This window comes from Terrabacter sp. LjRoot27 (assembly GCF_964254175.1).
Classification (GTDB): domain Bacteria; phylum Actinomycetota; class Actinomycetes; order Actinomycetales; family Dermatophilaceae; genus Terrabacter.
Genome location: NZ_CAXUSS020000001.1, coordinates 31,932 through 53,514 on the forward strand (window position 1 = coordinate 31,932; position 21,583 = coordinate 53,514).

Annotated in this window: 19 protein-coding genes; 8 read left to right on the forward strand and 11 right to left on the reverse strand. The window is 72.3% G+C overall.

Annotated features, from left to right (window positions below):
- Positions 1-26: 26 nt before the first annotated feature.
- The 4 genes from ACSQ2D_RS00125 (at position 27) to ACSQ2D_RS00140 (ending at position 5,001) form a co-directional block, all read left to right on the forward strand.
- Positions 27-758 (forward strand): protein jag, encoded by a 732-nt coding sequence (locus ACSQ2D_RS00125; RefSeq protein ID WP_435983987.1) that lies wholly within the window; start codon positions 27-29, stop codon positions 756-758.
- A gap of 74 nt (positions 759-832) precedes the next feature.
- A complete protein-coding gene (gene rsmG, locus ACSQ2D_RS00130; protein WP_435983988.1) occupies positions 833-1,624 on the forward strand; it encodes a 16S rRNA (guanine(527)-N(7))-methyltransferase RsmG in 792 nt (263 codons plus the stop codon).
- 298 nt (positions 1,625-1,922) lie between these two features.
- Positions 1,923-3,371, forward strand: a complete 1,449-nt coding sequence (locus ACSQ2D_RS00135; protein ID WP_435983989.1) for an AAA family ATPase — start codon at positions 1,923-1,925, stop codon at positions 3,369-3,371.
- 499 nt (positions 3,372-3,870) lie between these two features.
- Positions 3,871-5,001, forward strand: a complete 1,131-nt coding sequence (locus tag ACSQ2D_RS00140) for a ParB/RepB/Spo0J family partition protein (RefSeq protein ID WP_435983990.1) — start codon at positions 3,871-3,873, stop codon at positions 4,999-5,001.
- A gap of 25 nt (positions 5,002-5,026) precedes the next feature.
- Here the strand turns inward: ACSQ2D_RS00140 and ACSQ2D_RS00145 are convergent, their stop codons facing one another.
- Complete coding sequence (locus tag ACSQ2D_RS00145) at positions 5,027-6,466, reverse strand: hypothetical protein (protein WP_435983991.1); 1,440 nt, start codon at positions 6,464-6,466, stop codon at positions 5,027-5,029.
- A gap of 176 nt (positions 6,467-6,642) precedes the next feature.
- On the opposite strand from ACSQ2D_RS00145, the gene ACSQ2D_RS00150 reads away from it, so the two are divergent.
- Positions 6,643-7,503 (forward strand): Fpg/Nei family DNA glycosylase, encoded by an 861-nt coding sequence (locus ACSQ2D_RS00150; RefSeq protein ID WP_435983992.1) that lies wholly within the window; start codon positions 6,643-6,645, stop codon positions 7,501-7,503.
- Positions 7,504-7,524: 21 nt separating this feature from the next.
- On the opposite strand, the gene ACSQ2D_RS00155 is transcribed toward ACSQ2D_RS00150, so the two are convergent.
- Entirely contained in the window at positions 7,525-7,926 is a 402-nt protein-coding gene (locus ACSQ2D_RS00155; RefSeq protein ID WP_435983993.1) for a nitroreductase family deazaflavin-dependent oxidoreductase, read from the reverse strand.
- A 121-nt stretch (positions 7,927-8,047) separates the two neighbouring features.
- Between ACSQ2D_RS00155 and ACSQ2D_RS00160 the strand changes: the two genes are divergently transcribed.
- Both ACSQ2D_RS00160 and ACSQ2D_RS00165 read left to right on the forward strand, forming a co-directional pair.
- Complete coding sequence (locus ACSQ2D_RS00160) at positions 8,048-8,941, forward strand: metallophosphoesterase family protein (protein WP_435983994.1); 894 nt, start codon at positions 8,048-8,050, stop codon at positions 8,939-8,941.
- A 103-nt stretch (positions 8,942-9,044) separates the two neighbouring features.
- Positions 9,045-9,869, forward strand: a complete 825-nt coding sequence (locus tag ACSQ2D_RS00165; protein ID WP_435983995.1) for an alpha/beta fold hydrolase — start codon at positions 9,045-9,047, stop codon at positions 9,867-9,869.
- A gap of 68 nt (positions 9,870-9,937) precedes the next feature.
- On the opposite strand, the gene ACSQ2D_RS00170 is transcribed toward ACSQ2D_RS00165, so the two are convergent.
- Positions 9,938-10,960 carry a glutathione S-transferase family protein gene (locus ACSQ2D_RS00170; RefSeq protein ID WP_435983996.1) on the reverse strand — a complete coding sequence of 341 codons (1,023 nt, stop codon included), beginning with the start codon at positions 10,958-10,960 and terminating at the stop codon, positions 9,938-9,940.
- A 190-nt stretch (positions 10,961-11,150) separates the two neighbouring features.
- Here ACSQ2D_RS00170 and ACSQ2D_RS00175 point away from each other — a divergent pair, with 190 nt between their 5' ends.
- Entirely contained in the window at positions 11,151-11,807 is a 657-nt protein-coding gene (locus ACSQ2D_RS00175) for a GNAT family N-acetyltransferase (protein ID WP_435983997.1), read from the forward strand.
- Between the two features lie 26 nt (positions 11,808-11,833).
- On the opposite strand, the gene ACSQ2D_RS00180 is transcribed toward ACSQ2D_RS00175, so the two are convergent.
- From ACSQ2D_RS00180 to ACSQ2D_RS00215, 8 genes are all read right to left on the reverse strand, one after another.
- Positions 11,834-13,051, reverse strand: coding sequence for an N-acetylmuramoyl-L-alanine amidase (locus ACSQ2D_RS00180; RefSeq protein WP_435983998.1), 1,218 nt, complete (start codon positions 13,049-13,051; stop codon positions 11,834-11,836).
- A gap of 139 nt (positions 13,052-13,190) precedes the next feature.
- Complete coding sequence (gene trxA, locus ACSQ2D_RS00185; protein WP_020141635.1) at positions 13,191-13,514, reverse strand: thioredoxin; 324 nt, start codon at positions 13,512-13,514, stop codon at positions 13,191-13,193.
- A 77-nt stretch (positions 13,515-13,591) separates the two neighbouring features.
- Positions 13,592-14,665 (reverse strand): thioredoxin-disulfide reductase, encoded by a 1,074-nt coding sequence (gene trxB / locus ACSQ2D_RS00190; protein ID WP_435983999.1) that lies wholly within the window; start codon positions 14,663-14,665, stop codon positions 13,592-13,594.
- A 195-nt stretch (positions 14,666-14,860) separates the two neighbouring features.
- The gene (locus ACSQ2D_RS00195) at positions 14,861-15,793 is read right to left on the reverse strand and encodes a hypothetical protein (RefSeq protein WP_435984000.1); all 933 of its coding nucleotides are present in this window, start codon (positions 15,791-15,793) and stop codon (positions 14,861-14,863) included.
- 207 nt (positions 15,794-16,000) lie between these two features.
- The gene (gene sigM / locus ACSQ2D_RS00200) at positions 16,001-16,573 is read right to left on the reverse strand and encodes an RNA polymerase sigma factor SigM (protein WP_435984001.1); all 573 of its coding nucleotides are present in this window, start codon (positions 16,571-16,573) and stop codon (positions 16,001-16,003) included.
- Between the two features lie 2 nt (positions 16,574-16,575).
- On the reverse strand, positions 16,576-18,540 hold the full coding sequence (locus ACSQ2D_RS00205; protein WP_435984002.1) for a hypothetical protein: 1,965 nt from the start codon (positions 18,538-18,540) through the stop codon (positions 16,576-16,578).
- A 64-nt stretch (positions 18,541-18,604) separates the two neighbouring features.
- Positions 18,605-20,992: a DUF6049 family protein gene (locus tag ACSQ2D_RS00210; protein ID WP_435984003.1), complete on the reverse strand. Its 2,388-nt coding sequence runs from the start codon at positions 20,990-20,992 to the stop codon at positions 18,605-18,607.
- Positions 20,993-21,045: 53 nt separating this feature from the next.
- Positions 21,046-21,531: an NUDIX hydrolase gene (locus ACSQ2D_RS00215; protein ID WP_435984004.1), complete on the reverse strand. Its 486-nt coding sequence runs from the start codon at positions 21,529-21,531 to the stop codon at positions 21,046-21,048.
- Between the last annotated feature and the right edge of the window lie 52 nt (positions 21,532-21,583).

Below are 21,583 nucleotides of genomic sequence, written 5' to 3' on the forward strand. Positions count from 1 at the left end.
TGCCCCCGGTGACCGAAGGAGTTTCCATGAGCGACACGCAAGCCACGGACGTCGAGACGCCCGCCGACGCATCGGCTGAGACCACGCCCCCGCAGACCGAGCAGACCGAGCAGACCGAGCAGCACGAGCCCACCCAGGTGCCCGACACCGCGGCGGCGGAGGCCGCCGGTCAGGCGCAGACCTCGCAGGACTCCGGCGACGCGGAGCCGGTCGAGACCGGTGAGACGGCCGACGAGTCCGACGAGTCCAGCCACTCCGACAAGCCCGAGACGGGCGACAAGAAGACGCGCGTCCGTCAGCTCGAGCGTGAGGGCGAGGTGGCGGCCGACTTCCTCGAGACGCTCCTCGACATCGCCGACCTCGACGGGGACATCGACGTGGACGTCGACGGCGACCGCGCCGCCATCGCCATCGTCGACTCGGACGAGGGTCGCGTGCCGCGACGGCTCGTCGGCACCGACGGCAAGGTCCTCGAGGCGCTCCAGGAGCTGACCCGACTGGCCGTGCAGGTCGAGACCGGTGAGCGCAGCCGCCTCATGCTCGACATCGCGGGCCACCGCGCGCAGCGCCGCACCGCTCTCGTCGAGCTGGCCAAGGTCGCCATCGCCGAGGTGCAGGAGTCGGGGACGAAGCGCTCGCTCGAGCCGATGACGGCGTTCGAGCGCAAGGTCGTCCACGACGAGGTCGCCGCTGCTGGTCTCGTCTCGGAGTCCGAGGGCGTCGACCCGCACCGCCACATCGTCATCCTGCCTGCCTGACCACCCTCCCGTTTCACGTGAAACGGGACTCGACCCGCTGCATCCGAGACGGTATCCACGAGGAGTGAGAGCGCGTGACCCACGATGCTCTCGACCCGGCGGAGCTGCCCGCCACACCGGCAGCCGCGTCCGCCGTCTTCGGTGACCGGCTCGACCTGGCCGAGTACTTCGTGGCGATCCTGGCCGACACCGGGATCAGCCACGGCCTCATCGGTCCCCGTGAGACGCCTCGGCTCTGGGACCGCCACGTGCTCAACTGCGGTGTGGTCCACGAGGCGATCCCACGCACGGGGGAGACCCAGCAGGTCATCGACGTGGGGTCGGGTGCCGGCCTCCCCGGCCTGGCTCTGGCCATCGCCCGTCCCGACCTGGACCTGCACCTCGTCGAGCCGCTCGCCCGCCGCACCGGGTGGCTCTCGGGCACCGTCGCCCAGCTCGGCCTGACGAACGTCACGGTGCACACGGCGCGGGCCGAGACCATGTGGGACCGGCTCCATGCCCCGTGGGTCACGGCCAGGGCGGTGTCGCGCATCGTCCAGCTGGCCGAGTGGACCCTGCCGTTGCTCGAGGCGGGCGGCAGCCTGCTCGCTCTCAAGGGGAGCCGTGCCGCGGAGGAGCTGGCCGAGGGTCGCACGGCCCTGACCCGTCTCGGCGTCGTCGAGGCCGAGGTGCACGAGTACGGCGGCGACCTGCTCGGTGAACCCACCATCGTGCTCCGAGCCACCGTCGGTGAGGTCGTGGACCGCCGGCGGTTCCGCTCTCGCCAGCCCTCCAGCGCCGGATCGGCCCGACGACGGGCTGATCGCCCTCGCGGTTCGCGACGCTCCGGCCCGGAAGCGGGCGGGCGTCCGCGCCATCAGCCATGATCGTGTCCAGACCATTTCGATGGACGCCCCACGCAGATCTCGTCGCGGGCCGTCCCTCAACCCCGGAGGTGCACTCCCTGTGACGATGTCGACCAACCTGGGCTGGCCGAGCGAACCCGAGCCGGGACCGGAGCACCGACGTCTCGGGTGGCTGGCGCGCATGTTGGGCGTTTCACGTGAAACGAACGACGCGACTCAGGCGGAGGCAGGTCACGAGACCCCGCAGGCGACCACGGACGAGAGAGCAGTTGCGCTGGAACAGCCGACCACCTCCGGCACCGTCGAGGAGGAGTCCCCGGTGGACACCACGACGGAACGGGACGACGAGGAGACGCCGGCCGCTGACGACGTCGTCCACGCCGAGGACGGCCCCGAGGCCACCGCTGACGGCGGAGCTGCCTCGGCAAGCCTCGAGTCTTCCGTCGAGCCGGCCGAGCCGGCGGGCGACGGGACGGTCTCGGACACCGAGGCGCCCGGCGTGCAGCCCGACCCCGTCGAGTCTGCCCATGACCCGGTTCCGGCGGACGACGCTCCGCCCCCGGCCGAGATGGTGACGGCGGTCGACAGCTCGGACCCGGCTCCGACCGACGAGGCGGACTCCGACGCGGGATCCTCGCGTGAGGCCCTGCCGTCCGACGAGGCCGGTGGCGCGACGCCCGAGGCCCACCTGCCGGAGGTCGGTGACGCGCAGTATGCGGCTTCCGCACCTGTGGACAACGCGGTGGACGACTCCTCGGGAAATGCCCCTGTTGAACGGGAAACCACTGCGAACGAGGCTGGGGACAACGTTGTGGACGAAGCCAGGCGCGCCTCCGAGCTCACGGCAGATCATGCGGATCGTGAGGCCCTCGCCGCAGCCATCCCGACTGCGGGTCAGGACACGCCCCTGGCGATGGAGCTCGCCGAGAACGCCCGTCGGCGCATCCAGCTCACGGGCCGTCCGTTCCCGAAGCCGGTAGGCCCTCGGGTGCTCACCGTGGCCAACCAGAAGGGCGGTGTCGGCAAGACGACCACGACGGTCAACGTGGCCGCAGCGCTGGCGCAGTCGGGACTCAAGGCACTCGTCATCGACCTCGACCCCCAGGGCAACGCCAGCACCGCCCTCGGGATCGACCACCACGCCGAGGTGCCGTCCATCTACGACGTGCTCGTCGACGGGACCCCTCTGCTCGACGTGGTGCAGCGGTGCACGACGGTCGAGAACCTCTACTGCGCGCCGGCCACGATCGACCTCGCCGGCGCCGAGATCGAGCTCGTGTCGCTCGTGGCGCGCGAGTCGCGTCTGCAGAAGGCGATCGCGGCAGCCGCGGAGTCGGGGCACGAGTTCGACTACATCCTCATCGACTGCCCGCCCAGTCTCGGGCTGCTCACCGTCAACGCGATGGTGGCGGCCAGCGAGGTCTTCATCCCGATCCAGTGCGAGTACTACGCCCTCGAGGGCCTGTCCCAGCTGCTCAAGAACATCGACCTCGTCAGGCTCCACCTCAACCCGGCGCTCCACGTCTCCACGATCCTGCTGACGATGTACGACGGCCGCACTCGCCTTTCGGCTCAGGTCGCCGACGAGGTGCGCGAGCACTTCCCCACGGAGGTCCTGCGCACCTCGGTGCCGCGCTCGGTCCGGGTGTCGGAGGCGCCGAGCTTCGGTGAGACCGTCATGACCTACGACCCGGCGAGCAGCGGCGCTCTCGCCTACCTCGAGGCGGCGGGGGAGATCGCTGACCGTGGCGCGGCGGGTCGCACCTGACGGACCGGACACCATCGTCTCGCGGGGCCGTCACCATCGGGTGGCGGCCCCGTTTCACGTGAAACGCACGGATCGCCTCAAGGGGGTCCAGCCCTGTCCACATGCAGAGAGCGGCGCGATTCGTCCAGACTGTTTCACGTGAAACGAGGACGTGACGTGGTGGCCACAGCGCACCGGCCAGGAGCGCCGATCGACTGTACGGGTCGTTTCACGTGACGCTCAATCGAGCGTCGGTGACGGCCGGGGTCCGAAGATCGGCCGGCGGCTGACGTCGCACCCAGAGGGCTCGAGGGGACCCACAGGGCCGCGACGAGACCGAATGTTCCACGTGAAACGTCGTGTCCATACCGCCACCGGCAGCGTTCCACGTGAAACGGGAGCCGCTGACTCCCGACGACGCGGCGAGACATGGCGCCGGGTGCGCAGGCTCGCCGCTCGCCAGCACCTAGACTGACCGACGGACGCGATGGCCGCGTCGGAGATGACGAGGGGTTGTCGAATGGCGGAGAAGCGTCGAGCACTGGGTCGAGGCCTCGGGGCACTCATCCCGAGCGCGCCGAGCGGAGGCGCGGGTCGACCCGTTGACGTCTTCTTCACCGAGCAGAAGCAGGCAGAGCCCGCCGTGGCCGGCACCGCGGACGGTAGCGGCCCGACCGCCCCGGCCACACCGTCCGCTCCCACGGACCATGGCGGCGCGAGCACGCCTGAGGCTGCCGTCGACTCGGTCCGCTCGGTCGACTCGGCTGGCTCGGTCGAGCCCGCTGCCGCGACGACGAGCAGCGGACTGGCCGTCGTCCCGGGCGCCGAGTTCGCCGAGCTCGACATCGAGTCGATCCGTCCGAACCCGAAGCAGCCGCGCACGGTCTTCGACGAGGACCACATGGCCGAGCTCGTCCACTCGATCCGTGAGATCGGCGTGCTGCAGCCCATCGTCGTGCGGCGTATCCCCGCCGACCAGCTCGACGAGGCCGAGGGCAAGACCTTCGAGCTCATCATGGGCGAGCGTCGCTGGCGAGCGTCGCAGGCGGCGGACCTCGGTGTCATCCCGGCCATCATCAAGGACACGAGCGACGACGACCTGCTGCGCGACGCGCTCCTGGAGAACCTCCACCGCAGCCAGCTCAACCCGCTCGAGGAGGCTGCGGCATACCAGCAGCTGCTCGACGACTTCGGGTGCTCGCACGAGCAGCTCGCCACGCGCATCGGTCGCTCGCGACCCCAGATCTCCAACACCCTGCGCCTGCTGAAGCTCCCACCGCTCGTCCAGCGCCGCCTCGCAGCCGGAGTGCTGAGCGCTGGACACGCACGTGCCCTGCTGGGCATGGCTGACGGCGCCGCGATGGAGCGGATGGCTCAGCGCATCGTGGCCGAGGGCCTGTCGGTGCGCAACGTCGAGGAGCTCGTCGCCCTCGGTGAGGGCAACGATGCCCCCAAGCCCCGCCGCCCGCGTGCGGGAAGCCGCCACCCGCAGCTCGACGACTTCACGTCCGGGCTCTCGGACCACCTCGAGACCCGGGTCGCCATCGCCCTGGGCCAGCGCAAGGGCAAGATCACCGTCGAGTTCGCCTCGATGGAGGACCTGCGCCGCATCCTCGGCCTCATGGGCATGTCGTCCCCGTCGCGGGACTGACGAGCCCGCTCGCCGCGGGCCGCCGTCAGAGCCAGGCCGGCGGCCGCGGGATGCGCACGACCGTGAGGCCGTCGACGCGCAGGACGTCGGCGTGGGGATCCTGCTGCACCGCCCGGGCGATCGCCGCGCACTCGGCCGGAGCGCACCACCGCGGGTAGAGGCCCTGCTGGTCGTAGAGCATCGACCGGACCGTGACCGCCGTCATCGTCCCCTGGGCCGTTGCCTTCCAGCGAGGCTCCATCCACATGACCACCGCGTCGTCCGGGTGCTGACCCACCACGGCTGCCGTGTCGCTGACGATGACGTCGTACTGGTCTCGTGTCGCTCGGTGCTCGCCGAGGTCGGTGCGCCAGGAGAGCACGCCGACGACGGCGATGATCGCCAGAGCCACAACGCCCGCGATCCGTGACGGCCGAATTCCCTTGAGCAGCAATGCTGCCGGCAGGCAGACCGCGGGCCACGCCCAGAGCGATGCCCTCGTCCCCGTGACGACGCCGGAGTAGATCGTGAGGCCGGCCTCGAGTCCGACGACGAGGAGGACGGCGCCGAGCACGACCACGGCCGCCCGCCGCGTCGAGGCGTCGACGAGCGCCCAGACGAGGCAGACGACCGCGACCACGGCCGCCCACCCGAGGAGTCCCATGAGGGAGGCGAACTGGGTGCCGTAGCGCGCGAGGTTGGTCACGAGGTCGTCGAGACTCTCGAGGGGGTTCGGTCGACGCCAGGCCGAGATGGTCAGGCCGAACGTGCCGAACGCGAGCCAGTTGAAGGCGTAGACCGTCAGGATGCCGACGCCGTACGCCGCGACGAAACCGGCCGCACCGACGAGGAGGCGTCGCACCGACCGGTCGAGCTCCGTCACGACGAACGTCAGGAAGACGAGTGCCGCCACGGGAGGGTAGGAGAGGACCGCCAGGACGACGGAGAGCAGCATCCAGACGGCGAGCGTCCAGCGGCGCCTCCGGGCCCAGGGGAGCGTCCACACCGCTGTGGCGGCGACGATCATCGAGGCCGAGAGGGTCCCGGGCCAGTAGACGAGGCGGACCCAGATCGCCGACACGAAGACGGCGAACGTCAGGACGAACGTCGAGAGCCGGTTCGGCGGGGCCAGGGCGCGCACGAAGCCCCACACGAAGGCTGAGTAGGCCACGACGAAGACGGTGGAGGCCACGACGATCGAGGTCCGCTGCCCGATGACGTACCAGTAGACCGTGTTGAGCCAGCGCCCCTCGTAGAGGTTGCGGCTGAACTGCGCCGCCGACCCCGGCTCACGCCTGGCCAAGGTGAACGGCCAGTCGTCGTGGCGGATGAACGGGTGGGCCACCTGCAGCACGGCCCCGGTCACGACGAGCGCGAGCCCCAGAGCCGCCAGGACCACGAGCCACTCCGGCACGGCGCGGCGAGTGACCCACGGCGGCCGTCTGCGCACGGCGGACTCCACCTCGACGTGCGCGGTGTCGGTCATGCGGCTCCCCGGGTCCGTTCGAGTCGGCCAGGCGGTCGCAGCCCCTGACTGTGCTCCGCCCCCACCGTAACCCCGGGACCTGCGCGGTCTCTGGCACGTCGGTGCGAGGACCCGGTGCGTCGCGGATCGGGTACGTCCTGCAGGATCGAGGCACAGGGTGCACAGAGAGGACGAGGATGCCCGAGGGTCACACCATCCACGCGCTCGCCGATCGCCTCGACCGAGCCTTCCGGGGCCATGCGGTCGAGGCCACGAGCCCCCAGGGCCGGTTCGCGGCCGACGCAGAGCGTCTGGACGGACGCGTCTTCGAGCGGGCCCAGGCGTGGGGCAAGCACCTCTTCGTCGACATCGGAGACGCCACGCTGCACGTCCACCTCGGCCTGATCGGGATGTTTCCCGTGAAACATCTCGACGGCGCCGTGCCGCCGGCGCCCGTGGGAGCTGTTCGGCTGCGCCTCGTGGGCCCCGAGCACTGGGCCGACCTCCGCGGGCCGATGATCTGCACCCTGGTCGACGACGCACGCCAGCGTGAGATCGTCGCGACGCTCGGGCCGGACCCCTTGCGGCGCGGACAGCGACTGGAGCCGGGGTGGGAGCGGGTCCACCGGAGCAGGCGCACGGTGGCGGAGCTGCTCATGGACCAGTCCGTCGTGGCGGGCGTCGGAAACGTCTACCGCTGCGAGGTCCTCCATCGCCTCGCCGTGGACCCCCTCACCCGCGGCGTCGACGTGTCGGAGCAGGTCTGGCGCGAGATCTGGGACGACCTCGTGCTTCTCATGCCCCTCGGTCGTGCGTTCTCGCAGATCATCACCATGCCGGACCAGGTGGAGGCCGCCGCCCGGGCCAGGCGCTCGGGACGGGCACGAACGATCAGCCGACGTCTGACCGGAGAGCGGCTCGGGGACACCTTCGAGCGGCGGTTCCTCGTCTACAAGCGCACTGGTGAACCCTGCCCGAGATGCTCGAATCCCTTGCAGGAGAAGGAGATTGCTGGAAGACGACTCTACTGGTGCCCGGCGTGCCAGGTGCGGCACTGAGCTCCGCGGCACGGCGGCGACTCACCAGCCGGTGAACGGCTCACGGGCCACCACGGGGATCTCGACGTAGTCGTGGCAGCCGAGGACAGGCAGCATCAGCCGTGGTGGCTGCGGCATCCGGGAGTGGCCCTCGTCCTCCGTGAGGTCGACCGGTGCACCCAGGGTCAGGACCTCGTGGCGCACCCGCATCCGTCCGCCACGAGCGGCTCGCAGGTTGGCGAGCCAGTCGACCCCTCGTCCGTAGGTCAGGGCGATCGTCACGACGTCGCCCCGGTCGAAGGCCATCATCGGCACCCGGAAGGTGCGTCCGGAGCGGCGCCCGACGTGCTCGAGCTCGACGAACCAGCCATGGCCGGCGAGATGGACGAGAGCCTTGTTGAGGTATCTCTTGTTCAGCTGCGTGACGGCACGGGGAATCGGCATCGGGACCTCCGCCTCCAGCCTCGCACCGCAGACGCGCGCCGGCACCCCGGAACGCCACGACCCCCCGAGGCTCCTCAACCGGGTGACCCGGCCGGCTCACGTCCCCGCCTAGGCTGGCGCCATGGCCCTCACCGGATCACGGCCCGCGCCGACCCACGTGCTCGCCCACCTGTCCGACCCGCACCTCATCGCCGGCGCCGGCCTGCTCGCCGGGCACATCGACACGGAGGCGCAGCTGCGCAGGGCCCTGGCGCGCGTCGAGTCGTCGGGCGAGCGGATCGACGCGCTCGTCATCTCGGGTGACCTCGCCGACAGCGGCGACCCCGCGGCGTACGACCTGCTGCGCGCTGTCGTCGACCCCGTCGTCGAGCGTCTCGGCTGCGCGCTCGTCCTGACCGGCGGCAACCACGACGAGCGCCGGCCGATGGCCCGTACGCTCTACGGCATCGACACCGACGCGCCGCAGGACACCGTCACCGACTGCCACGGACTGCGCATCATCGCGATCGACTCCGCGGTGCCGGGCTATCACCACGGCGGCTTCTCCGACGACCAGTATGACTGGCTGGCAAGGGAACTCGCCGCACCAGCCGAGCACGGCACGATTCTCGTCATCCACCACGCGCCCATCACCTACCGCTCCCCGGTCATGCAGCTGCTCGACTTCGACGACGTGGACCGACTGCGCGGGGTCGTCGAGGGCAGCGACGTCCGTGCGGTCCTCAGTGGCCACCTCCACGTGACGAGCTTCGGCACGCTCGGCTCGGTCCCGGTCCTCGTCGCCGGCGGCGTCAGCTACGTCGACGACGTGGGAGCCCCGCGTGAGCTGCTCATGGGTGTCGACGGCCCCCAGTCGTGGAACCTCGTCGAGGTGCACGCCGACCAGGTCGTCGCCACCGTCGTGCCCGTCGAGCAGCACACGACGTGGCCCGCGCTGTCGGAGGCGGTCACGGAGTTCATGGAGACGGTGCCGGAGAGCGACCGGCGTGAGGTCTTCTCCCGGAAGCGCACGTGACCCGGGCAGACACTTCGACAATCGAAGTGTCGAGTCGGGGGCTCCCCGATCGACATGGGGGTGAGGGCCCGACAGGCGGGCCGCGCACACCAAGGAGTCACCCATGAGCCAGCTCGAGAAGGCCACATCGGCCGACGGCACCACCATCGCCTACGAGGCCTACGGCACGGGACCGGTCGCGGTCGTCGTCGGCGGCGCGTTCTGTGACCGGGGGGCGTTCCGCGACGTCGCCCAGGCGCTCGGCGAGCTGGGGATGACGGGCGTGACGTACGACCGTCGGGGCCGTGGCGACAGCGGCGACACCCAGCCCGGAGCCGGCGCTCAGCGCCGGGACGTCGTCGCCCGCGAGATCGAGGACCTCACGGCCGTCATCGCCGCGACAGGTGAGTCCGACTCTCCTGCCTACGCGTTCGGTGCATCCTCCGGTGGCGCCCTCGTCATCGAGGCCATCGCAGCCGGGACGCCCATCGCGAAGGGGGCGGCCATCGAGGTGCCCTACCGCAGCGACGCGTGGCCGGCTCCGGACGACTACATCGGCACCCTCGAGCGCTTCGAGGAGGCGGGTGACCGCGAGGGCATCCTGCGCTACTTCAACAACATCGTCGTCGGCATGCCCGACGAGATGGTCGAGGGCATGAAGGGCACGCCGATGTGGGAGCCGATGCTGGCGATGACCTACACGGTCAAGTACGACGGCTACTGCCTCGGTGGCGACGACCAGAGCCTGCCCACCGAGACCCTGCGCCGCGTGACGGTGCCCTTCCTGTCGATCTGCAGCAGCGGGACGATGATGCCGGCGCTGCACGACTCGGCAGCCGTCCTCGCCGACGCGCTGCCCGATGGCCGCGCGGTCGAGCTCCCCGGCGACTTCCACCAGGTGCACGCGGACGTGCTCGCTCCGGTCCTCGTGGAGTTCTACCGCGCCTGAAGCACGTATGCCGGTGGGTCGCCTTGCGTGACAAGGCAACCCACCGGCATACGGCACGTAGCGGCTGGTCAGCCGGCCAGCATCGCGAGCACGGGGTTGTGCTCCGGCGGCACCACCTCGCGGGGCGGTCCCGGCGGCGTGCCGTCGCCGAACGGCGACCCGCCCAGCTCCTCGCGTCCGTGCGGCGTCGCCCAGTTCTCGAGCGCGGGACCGAGGGGCACGACGCCCGTCGGGTTCACGTCGGTGTGCACGACGTAGTAGTGCCGCTTGATGTGCGCGAAGTCGACGGTGTCGCCGAAGCCCGGCGTCTGGAAGAGGTCGCGCGCGTAGCCCCACAGCGCCGGCATCTCGATGAGCTTGCTCCGGTTGCACTTGAAGTGGCCGTGGTAGACGGGGTCGAAGCGCACGAGCGTCGTGAAGAGGCGCACGTCGGCCTCGGTGATGTGGTCGCCGACGAGGTAGCGACGGGTCGACAGGCGCTCCTCGAGCAGGTCGAGGTTCTCCCACAGCCGGCGGTAGGCCTTGTCGTAGGCATCCTGGGTGCCGGCGAAGCCGCAGCGGTAGACACCGTTGTTGACGTAGCGGTAGATCGGCTCGCTGACCGACTCGATCTCGTCGGCGAGGGCAGCGGGGTAGAGGTCCGGCGCGCCCTCGCGGTGGAGGTCGCGCCACTCGGTCTCGAGGTCGACGGTGATCTGCTTGAAGTCGTTCGTCACGACAGCACCGGTGGGCACGTCCACGATCGCGGGCACCGTGATGCCACGGGGGTATTCGGGGTCGCGCTTGAAGTAGGCGTCCTGGATGCGGGGGATCTGCAGCACCGGGTCGAGGCCGCCGGGATCGAGGTCGAAGGTCCAGCTGCGCCGGTCGTGCGTCGGGCCGCAGATCCCCATCGACAGTGCGTCCTCGAGCCCGAGCAGCCGGCGCACGATGATCGCGCGGTTGGCCCACGGGCACGCCCGGGCGACGACGAGACGGTAGCGCCCCGCCTCGACGGGGAAGCCGTCGCGTCCGTCCGCGGTGATGCGGGTGGTGATGTAGTTCGTGTCGCGCTTGAAGCTCTTCTCGACATAGGTGCCCGGCTCGCTCATGCTCCCCACCCTAATTCGGTATGCCGTCCGGCCCGGGGAGCGCCCGCCGCCGCCCCGCGCCCCTCGACACCGCCCAGACACGGTCGCGACACGGCCTCGATACGGCCTCGACACGGCGGTTCCCGTGGTCCTGGTGCCGTCCGGCGGGCGGCGGGTCAGAATGGGGGCATGAGGGCTGCCCGGAGACACGATGCGTGAGCTCCGGCCCCTCACGCCCGACCTCGTCCCCGACCTCGTCGGCGCGTGCGCGCCGTGCACGTTCTGGCAGACGGTGCCGCACAACGGCCACGGCGACCCGGACGACCCGCACGACCTGCTGACCGACTGGATCGAGACGGTGACGGCCGACTGGGGTCCGCCGGGCCGCGTCGCCTACGTCGACGGCACGCCGGCGGGGCACGTCGTCGTCGCACCGGCGAGACACGTCGCACGGCTCGCGGCCTTCCCGACCTCACCGTCCGACCCGTCGACGCTCATGCTCGTCACCGCGATCACGACACCCGAGTGCGCGGGCAGTGGACTGCGCAAGGCCCTGGTGCAGTCGGCCGCCAAGGACGCCCTGCGCCACCGCATGCGCTCCCTCGAGGCGGTGGCCGCGCGCCCGCTCGCGGTCTCGAGGCACACCTGCGTGCTCGACGTCGGCTTCCTCGAGAAGGTCGGCTTCCGGGTCGAGCGCGACCACCCGGCATACCCCCGCCTGCGGATCGACCTGCGCACGGTCGTCACGCTGCGCGACGAGGCGGCGGCAGCCATCGCCCGGGTGCTGGACCGGGTGCCGGGGGTCCGGCCGGTGCCCGAGACGCACCCCAACGGCTCGAGCCACGCGCACGTGACCGACCGCGGCTGAGCCCCGCAGGGGCACGCACCGAGGGGTCAGCCGACGGTGCGCTCGGCCCCGACCTGCTGCGCGCGCATCGTCTCGAGGTGGCGGCGGAGGTCGTCGAGGCGCAGGACGCCGGTGCGTGACGTGTCGGCCTCGCCGAGGTAGACGCGCTGGAGGGCGACGACGACGGCCTCGGCGACGTGGTCGAGCGTCTGGGCGTTGGCCAGGGCCGCGGCGTCGCCGTCGTGGTTGAGGTAGCCGAAGTCGAGGCGGACCGCCGGCATCCGGGTGCGGCGCAGCAGCGGCCACGTGCGCGCATGCGCGCGGCAGTCGGTCAGTCCGGTGCGGGCCACGACCTCGCGCAGCAGCAGGTCGGCGAAGCTCTCGCCGATGACCGACCAGTCTGCGTGGGCGGCGTTGTCGGGGTGGCCGTAGAAGTACGTCGCCGCCCCGTGGGCCGAGCCGGTGACCGAGTGGTCGGTGTGGAGGGAGAGCACGAGGTCGGCCTCGCAGGAGTTGGCGAAGGCCGCCCGCTCCTCGTCGGTGCCGCCGTCGGTGGCCTCGGTGCGGGTGAAGACGACGCTGACACCGTGGGCGGACAGGCGCCCCTCGATGCGACGCGCGAGGTCGAGCGCGAGACGGCCCTCGACGAGACCGCGAAGGCCGTGGGCTCCGGAGTCGCCGCCGCCGTGTCCGGGGTCGAGCACGATGGTGCGCCCGCTGAGGCTGTAGCCACTGCGCCGGATCTGCTCGCGCTCGCGCAGGGCGTTGGCCGACCCACCGCTGACCGAGCGCCGCAGGCCGGCGAAGGCCCGCATCGTCTCGGGTCCGACGGTGCCGTCGGGGACGAGCCCGACGGCGGCCTGGAAGGCACGCAGCGCGGAGTCGGTGCTCGGGCCGTGGAGGCCGTCGACCTTGCCGGGCGTGAAGCCGAGCTCGACGAGGCGGGCCTGCAGGGCCACGACGTCGTCGCCCTCGACGAAGTGCTCGGGGACGTAGCGCAGCACACGGTCACCGAGCGCCCAGCGCGCACCGTCGAGGACGGCATACGTGGAGCGGCCGACGATGCCGTCGACGATGAGGCCCCGCCGCTGCTGGAAGGACTTCACGGCCTGCTCGACGTGCTCGTCGTAGACGGGGTCACCGAAGCGGTCGCTGTGCCCGGAGCCTCCGGGGAGGTCGCCCGAGAGGACGAGCCGCTCGCACACGGCGGCCACGGCCGGGCCGGAGTCGCCGCGCCGGAGCACGACTGACTGCTGTGGGGTCATCTCGGCTCCTTTCCTTGGAGGGCTCCGGAGGGGTCGCGGGTGGCTGTGCGTCAGTCCGGAGCGGTCGGGCGCCGTCAGCAGCGTAGTACGCGAAAGGGGTGGCACCGTGACGGTGGACCACCCCTTCGACGTTTGCCGGTCAGGCGATGAACTCCTCGAGCTCACGGAGCAGCTTCGGCTTCGGGTGCGCGCCGACGATCGTCTTGACGACCTCGCCCTTGACGTAGACGTTGAGCGTGGGGATCGAGACGACGCCGTAGCGGGCGGCGGTGTCGACGTTGGCGTCGGTGTCGAGCTTGACGACCTCGATCTTGTCGCCGTACTGCTCGTTGATCTCCTCGAGGATCGGGGCGACCTTGCGGCACGGGCCGCACCACGTCGCCCAGAAGTCGACCAGCACGGGCTTGTCGCTCATGAGGACGTCGTCGGCGAAGGTGGCGTCGGTCGTGTTCTTCAGTGCCATGGAGATTCCTTCTCGTGTTGGCTCGGGTTGCCAGGGGCGGCGGGGCTGGGTCGTGCGTTCGGGTGTCGGGACCGACGTTAGGCGTCGGCGCCGACGGTGACGCGCGGGTCGGGGATCTCGCCCGAGTCCGTCTCGTCGATGACCGCGGCCTCGGCGGCGGCCTGGGCGGGGGAGGCGGTGTCCTCGAGGGCGGCGAGGTAGTGCTCGGCGTCGAGCGCGGCGGCGCAGCCGGAGCCGGCGGCGGTGATGGCCTGGCGGTAGGTGTGGTCGACGAGGTCGCCGCAGGCGAAGACGCCGGGCACGTTGGTGCGGGTGGAGCGGCCGTCGACGAGGACGTAGCCGGCGTCGTCGAGCGCGACGGACTCGCCGTCGGTGCCGTGGGTGTCGTCGGTGTCGTGGGTGGGGACGAGGAGCTCGTTGCGGGGGTCGTGGCCGATGGCGACGAAGAGCCCGGTGACGGCGAGGTCGCGGGTCTCGCCGGTGACGGTGTCGCGCAGTGTGATGCCGGAGAGCTTGTCCTCGCCGTGGAGCTGGGCGACCTCGGAGTTCCAGGCGAAGCGGATCTTGTCGTTGGCGAAGGCGCGGTCGGCCATGATCTTGCTGGCGCGCAGCTCTTCGCGGCGGTGGATGATCGTGACGGTGCGGGCGAACTTCGTCAGGAAGGTGGCCTCCTCGATGGCGGAGTCGCCGCCGCCGACGACGGCGATGTCCTGGTCGCGGAAGAAGAAGCCGTCGCAGGTGGCGCACCAGGAGACGCCGTGGCCGGAGAGCTCCTTCTCGCGGGGCAGGCCGAGCTCGCGGTAGGCCGAGCCCATCGCGAGGATGACCGAGCGGGCGCGGTGGAGGTTGCCCTCGCCGTCGGTGACGGTCTTGACCTCGCCGGTCAGGTCGACGGCGGTGACGTCGTCGGTGACGAGCTCGGCGCCGAAGCGTTCGGCCTGGGCGCGCATGCCGTCCATGAGGTCGGGGCCCATGATGCCGTCCTTGAAGCCGGGGAAGTTCTCGACCTCGGTCGTGTTCATCAGTGCGCCACCGGCGGTGACGGCGCCCTCGAAGACGAGGGGCGCGAGGTTCGCGCGGGCGGCGTAGACGGCGGCGGTGTACCCCGCAGGGCCCGAACCGATGATGATGACGTTGCGGACGTCGGACATGTGGGCTGCTCCTCGTGAAACTCGTGTCGTGGCCGCTCGTCCCCACCCCGAGACCGGCGCGAACCGGTACGGCGGGAGGCCGCGAGCCGCATAGGCCTCAACCGATCCTAGGCGGTTGTTGTTCCCGCGCCCGTCAGCCCGCAGGGCAGCGCCCGTGTGGCGGGACCACGCGTGGTTCCAGCGCCCTCGTGGGGCTCACGGGACGGGCGTGGCGCCCTTGAGCAGCCCGGGGGCGCCGGTCGTGCAGCTGCGCTCGACGGCCCAGGCGGTGCTGGCCCCGGCCCGGGTGACGACGACGACGACGGCAGGTCGCCCGTCGAACGTCGCCAGGTCCGCGGAGACTCCTTCGGGGGCCGGGTCGGTCGCACCGATCGCGCCGATCTCCTCGAGGCAGGCCTCGAGGCCGATGGGCGTGGCGATGGGCCCGATGGCGGGTGACTCCGCCGCGAGGTCGCGGAGCGGCTGGCCGGGGTCGTCGAGCAGGGCCCGGGCCTGCGTGGCGAGCGTGCCGGCGGTGTATGCCGTCGTGCTGAGCTGGATGTGCAGCCCGGCGGGGCTGGACGGCTGGCCCGACGGCTGGCCCGACGGCTGGCTGGACGGGGAGGTGGCGGCGCCCGAGCCGTACGTGTCGCCGACGACCGCGGCGCCGTTGGGTCGCTTGGTCACGTGCAGGGCCGAGGCGCCCACGGCGACGACGGCCGCCGCGGCGGCGACGGCGGCGACGAGGTAGATCGGCTTGGGACGGTCGCGCCGCGCGGGCATCGCGAGGACGGTGCCGTCTGCGGCAGCGCCCCCACCTCCCGTGGCGGCCATGTCCGGGCCGGAGGCGGAGGCGGACAGCGGCCCGGGGTCGACGCGCAGCCGCGCCGCGTCGAGCAGGGCGCCCGAGATGCGTTCGGAGACCTCGTCAGGCATCGGTCCCGGGTCGGCCGCGCTGACGAGCAGGGACCGCACCCGCTGCTCGACGTCCGCATCGAGCTGGGGCAGGGGGCCGTCGTCCTCGATCTCGTGATCGGGGTCGACGGCCGGGTGGACGGCCGGGATGACCGGTGTCGGCTCGCTCGCCGCACGCCCGTCGGGGTCGCGGACGCGAGGGTCGTGCTCAGGGGTGTTCGCGGACTCGTCCACGGATGTGGTCCTTCGGGCAGAGCGTGCGGTGGTCGTACGGGCAGGCAGGGGTATGCCGGTCGCCGTGGTTTCGACGGCCCCCTGTGGCCGTCGGGTTCCACCGGATTCAACCATTCTTCGGCCGGTGCCCGGGTGGCGACCCGGCGAGCGCTCGGCTCGACCGGTCCCCAGCCTCCCGTACCCCGTGGGGTCGGGCGCGGACCGTGGTCAGTCCTGCTCGACCGGCCGGACGCCCGGCGTCAGCCCCAGATGCTGGGCCAGGGCAGCGCGGCCGCGCGCGCAGCGCGACTTGATGGTCCCCTCGGCCACGCCGAGGATGACGGCCGCCTCCGCCACGGGGACCGCATGCATGTCGACGAGCACGAGCGCCGCCCGCTGCCCTTCGGGAAGCTTGGCGAGGGCCTCCTGGATGTCGAGGCGCACCTCGGTGGAGGCGTGGTGGTCGTGCCGGTCGGCGAGCTCGTACTCGGGCAGCTCGGCGGTCGGCTTGCGCCGGCGCAGCCGGTCGAGGCAGGCGTTGACGATGATGCGGTGCAGCCAGGTGGTGACGGCCGCCTCGCCGCGGTAGGACTCGGCCCGGCGGAAGGCTGCGATGAAGCCGTCCTGGACGGCGTCGGCAGCGAGCTCGGGGTCGCGGACCGTGCGCAGCGCGACGGCCCACATCCGGTCCTTGTGGCGTCGGAACAGCTCGGCGAAGGCATGGTCGTCGCCGTCGACGTGCAGTGCCAGCAGCTCCCGGTCGCTCAGATCGGCGATCGGGGCGGCAACCCCCGGGCTCACGGTCAGCGCACCGTCACTTCGCTGATCTGCGCGCGGTAGTGGTTCGCGGCCTCGGCGGGCGCCGCCTTCGTGACGAGGACGAGGAGCTTGCTGGCGGGCTGGAGGTCCCCGCTCGCCTTGATGACGACGGTGCCGTTGGCGTTCTTGGCCGAGCCGACCTTCTGGGCACCGTCGAGCGAGTCGGTCGAGCCGGAGTCGGTGAGGTAGACGGTGACGTTCTGCTCGGCGGGAAGGACGAGCTCGACCTCCTTGACGGCGGTCGGCGCGCTGAGGTCGAGCAGGACCCCGACGCCGTCCTTGTCGCCGTTGAAGGACGCCGTGCCGTACCAGCGCGACTCCCAGCCCGTGCCCGGGTCGCCGTCGGCGACGTTCTTGACGTTGCGGTCCGACTCGGTGCCGTCCTGCGGGTCGAAACCCGTGCCGCCGACGATGCTGACCGGCGCAGCCGGCGGCGCCTGGGTCGTCGTCGGGGGTGCCTGGGTGGACGTGGCCGGAGGCTGGGTGGCGCTCGGCGTGCGCGTCTTGGTGACGGTGACGGCGGTCGCCGGACCGTCGTGCTGGCCGATCTTCATGACGTTGCTGATGCCGATGACGAGGGCGACGAGCACGAGCACCCCGACGATCGCGAGGGCGATGCGGGACTGGGCGCCGCTCGGGGCCTCCGGGGCCTCGCGACCGAAGACCGGCAGCGGCGGCTCGAGACGGGTCGTGGGGGCCTCGTCGAGCGCGTCGACGAGGCCGATGTCCTCGCCGTCGAAGTCGTCGTCGTGGGCGGAGCGGCGCTCGGCGGCCCGGGCTGCGGCCTTGTCGGCGGCGGCCCGGGCGAACGAGCCGACCTTGTCGCCGATGGCACCGGCCACCCCGGCCGCAGCGGCTCCGGCCGCGGCGATGCCGCCGTGGGTCCGCTCGGTGGTGGTGTCGCGAGAGGTCGGGGTCTCCCCGAGCTGCGCCTCGGAGACGCTGTCGAAGAAGATCGTGCTGGACTGGCTCGGGTTGCCGGCGCCCGCGACCGACGTCGTCCCGGCCGCCCCGGCACCAGCCGCGGCAGCCCCGGCGGCGCCGACCGCGGCAGCCCCTGCGGCCCCGGCGCGCACCGACGGCATGACGCGCGTCGGCTCGAGGGACTCGCGGTCGTCCCGGCTGCGCAGGCCGATCCCGGTGGCCCCGTCGGACGTCGCCTGCTCGCTCGACCACGGCGCGATCTGGAGGGCGAGGTCGCCCGGCGACACGGGTCCGCGCCGGCCGCTGCCGAGGGTCATCCGGCAGATGAGGTCGAGGTCGTTGGGCACGCCCACGGCGATCTCGGAGGGGGCCGCCACGCCGCCGACGATGGTCGGGGCCGCCTCGAGGCCCACCGGACCGCCCGCGGGAATCAGCCCGTCGTCGACGGACACCATGGGCCAGCGACCGGTGAGGCCGGCATACGCGATCTTGACGAGCCCGACGGCGTCGGCGCGGGACGCGCGCTCGTCGGAGAGCCGGTCGGCGTCGGTCAGGGCGGCCTCGGTGGCGAGGCCGCGCACCTTGACGGCGCCGTCGGACATGCGCAGCACCGAGCTCGGCGTCAGGGCGAGGTGGTGCAGGCCGCGGTGGGTGGCCTTGTCGAGGGCCGTGGCGGCCTCGCCGGTCAGGCGGCGCACCTCGTCGGGTGACAGGCCACCGCTCTGCAGCAGGTGCGAGAGCGGGACGGCGCCGGTCAGGGGCTCCTCGACGATGAAGCCGACGCCCTGGTCGGTGCCCACGTCGAGGACCCGCACGAGACGGGAGTCCTCGATGCCGGCGGCACGGCGGGCGGCATCGAGAGCGGCGGCGGCGACCGACGAGCCGGCCGGGAAGCAGACGAGCACGACCTCGCGCTCGAGGGTGTGGTCGTTGGCCCGCCAGCGTTCGTGGTGGACGCCCTCGGAGGTGCGCAGCGTGACCGCGTAGCGGCCGCCCAGGACGGATCCGGGTCCGACTCCCTGCACGTGCGTCACCCTCCCTCGTCATGTCGTGCGCGGATGCGTGGCTCGCCACCCATCCTAGGCGGACTCAGGTGCGATCCCCGTCGTCCGCATCGCCGAGCGCCTCGTGTGCCGCGGTCACGGCCTCGATGTCGGCGATCTCGTCGACGCGCGAGGTGCCCTTGACGACCGCGCGGATGACGCCGGCCAGCAGGACGAGCCCGACGAGGATGCCGCCGACCCAGTAGATGGCGCCGTCGAGCGGGTTGGCGGCCACCGGGATGGTGGCGGGCGAGCCGATCTGGGTGCCGTCGGCGGTCGTGAGGAAGGCCCGGATCTCGGCGCGGCCGGCGGCCACGGCGGCGACCTCGACGGGCACGTTGGTGCGCGACGACGGTCCGATGGTCACGGGGGCGGGCTGCTCGACGATCCGGATGCGCGGGTTGTCCGGGACGAGCCGCAGGCGGATGTCCTCGACGGTGTAGTCGAGGCCGTTCTCGACGGTGATGCGCAGCGTGCCGTTCTCGGCGAGCAGGTTGATCGTGCTCGTGCGGGGCACGACGCGGATGGCGCTCGTCGCGGCCTTGATGTCGGCGTCGACGGAGTTGGCCAGGGTGACCCACCCGGCAGGGTTCCAGCGCCACCGCGCGCTCGCGAGCTCGTCGAGCACCTCGCGGTAGGTGCGCTCGAACTCCTCCCCGTCGCGCAGCACCGACGAGACGCTGAGGAGCGTGTCGCGCTGCTCGGCCATCCGCGCGAGGCGGCGAGCGTTCAGCACGGGCCTCGGCGCGGCCGAGGCGACGGGGACGACCGGCTTCGTCTGTGGCACGGCCTTGTCGTTGCCGCTGTCGGTGAGCAGTGACGCGGCATCGACGGTCTGGAGCCACGGCGCGCTCGAGGTGGCGGAGAGGAACGTCGCGAGGCCCGCGGCGTCGGGGTCGTAGGTACGCGGAGCCGTGACGAGCACGGAGCGCGGCGTGCCGGCGCGCTCGCCGAGCAGCACGAGCGTCTCGGCGAGGTAGCGCTGCACCGACAGGACGGGGCTGGCGTCGGTGCGCTTGGGCAATAGGGCGGACAGGCGCGTGTCGTACGCGAGCAGCCGGGTCCCGCTCGCCGTGACCCGCCGCGCGGTCGGGGTGTATGCCGTTGCCTTCGTCACCGCGGGCGCGCTGACGACGATCCCGGCGGGCTTCTTGACCGTCGTGCCGGACAGGAGCGTCTTGATGCCCTGCTCGCGCCCGGCCGGCATCAGCCCGTCGACGGGCCAGACGATGTCGGCCCGCGCCGGCTGTCCCAGGCGGGCCGCGAGGGTGGAGGCCCGGCTGACGAGGTCGCGCACGAGGGAGTTCGCCGGGTCGATGCCGACGGTGGCGGCGATGTCGGCATCGGCGTACGGCAGGGCCCAGACGCTGCGGCCGCTCAGCTGCGCGACGACCGCGTCGCCCAGGCGCGCGATGGCGAGCGTGGCCTCCGACGGGGTGCCGCCGGGTGGAGCAGACGTGGTGGTGGACGGAGTGGCCGCCGGGGTGGGTGTCGTGCCGCCGGGGGCCGGGGCGCTCGTGGCGGACCCCGGCGCGGGGGTGCCCGTGGCGCCCGGGGTGCCGGTCGTGGACGGGGAGGGGGTGCCGGAGGTGGCCGACGGCGACGTGGTCGTGCCGGTGCCGCCGGGTGTGGACGTCCCGGTCGGCGTGGGGCCGGTCGTGCCGGAGTCGGCGACGAGGTCGGGACCGAGCACGGACGGGTCGACGGCGAGGTCGACCGGCGTGCCGCGAGTGCCCTCGAGGATGCGGGACACGCGCGAGTCGGGACCGATGGCCTGCTCCCAGGCCGACTGCCGCACCGCGTCGTCACGCGAGGCGAGGTCGACGTCGGGGTCGAGCGTCACGGGCACGACGGTCGCGACCTTGAGCGGGACGTACTCCTTGCGGCCGTTCCAGGCGATGAAGGTCCGCGTCATCCCGGTGGGCTCGCTCGCACCCTCCTGGACGACCTCGACGGAGATCGGCAGCGCCGCGAACGCGTCGTCGGACCTCAGCCGCTCCCACGGGACCGTCGCGGTGAAAGGCCGCGTCTGGCCTGCGGCCACCGTGGCCAGGGACGTCGTGTCGACGGTGCGCCCGGAGGTGTCCGTGCGGCCGCTGGCCCAGTCGTCGAGGGCGCTGCGCTGGTTGACCGTCACGTCGCCGCGCACGACCCGGACCTCCGGACCCGAGAGCGGTCCGGTCAGCGGCGCCGTCACCGTGCCGGTGATCGTGACGTCCTTGCCCGGGCCGACCACGGCGGGCGTCAGCGTCTCGAGCACGATGACGGCGACGTCCTTGGCGGGCACCACGGCGGGTCGGTGGGCGGTGGACGAGCCGGGCCCGGCGGCATACGTGCTCGGCACGGCGGCGGACGGCGCGGCGCTCGCCAGGGCACCGCCGGCCGTCATCCCCAGCGCCACCAGGGTGGTCGCCGTGGCGGTCAGGCGGCGCACGAGGCGGGTCCCGCGGCGCCCGCTCGTGTCCGGACGCCGCGACCCTCGAAGGATCACGCCGTCCCCGCCAGCCGGTTCCACGCCGCCTGCGCGATGCGGCGCTCGTTGGGGAAGGTGAGCCTGCGGTGCACCTCGTCGAGCCGCATCCACGCGACGTCGATGGCCTCGTGGTCGGGGTCGTTCTCGATGGAGAGCTCACCGCCCGTGGCCTCGAGAAGGTAGTGGTGCACGAACTTGTGGACGCGCTTGTCGGTCGTCGCGAACCAGTAGTCGATGGTGCCGAGCTCGACGAGCACGCGGCCGACGATCCCGGTCTCCTCGGCCACCTCGCGGGCGGCCGTCTCGACGAGCGTCTCGCCCGGCTCGACGTGCCCCTTGGGCAGGCACCACTCGACGCGCCCCGCACGGTTGCGCCGGGCGATGATCGCGATGAGGGCCAGACCCTCCTGGACGTCCACGACGATGCCGCCCGCAGAGCGCTCCTCGACGGCGGGCAGACGCCTCCCCGGCACGGGGCTGGGGACGGGCTGCGCGCTCACATCGCCACCATAACGGGCGGGGCCCGGACCGCTCTCGTCGTCGCGGAGACCC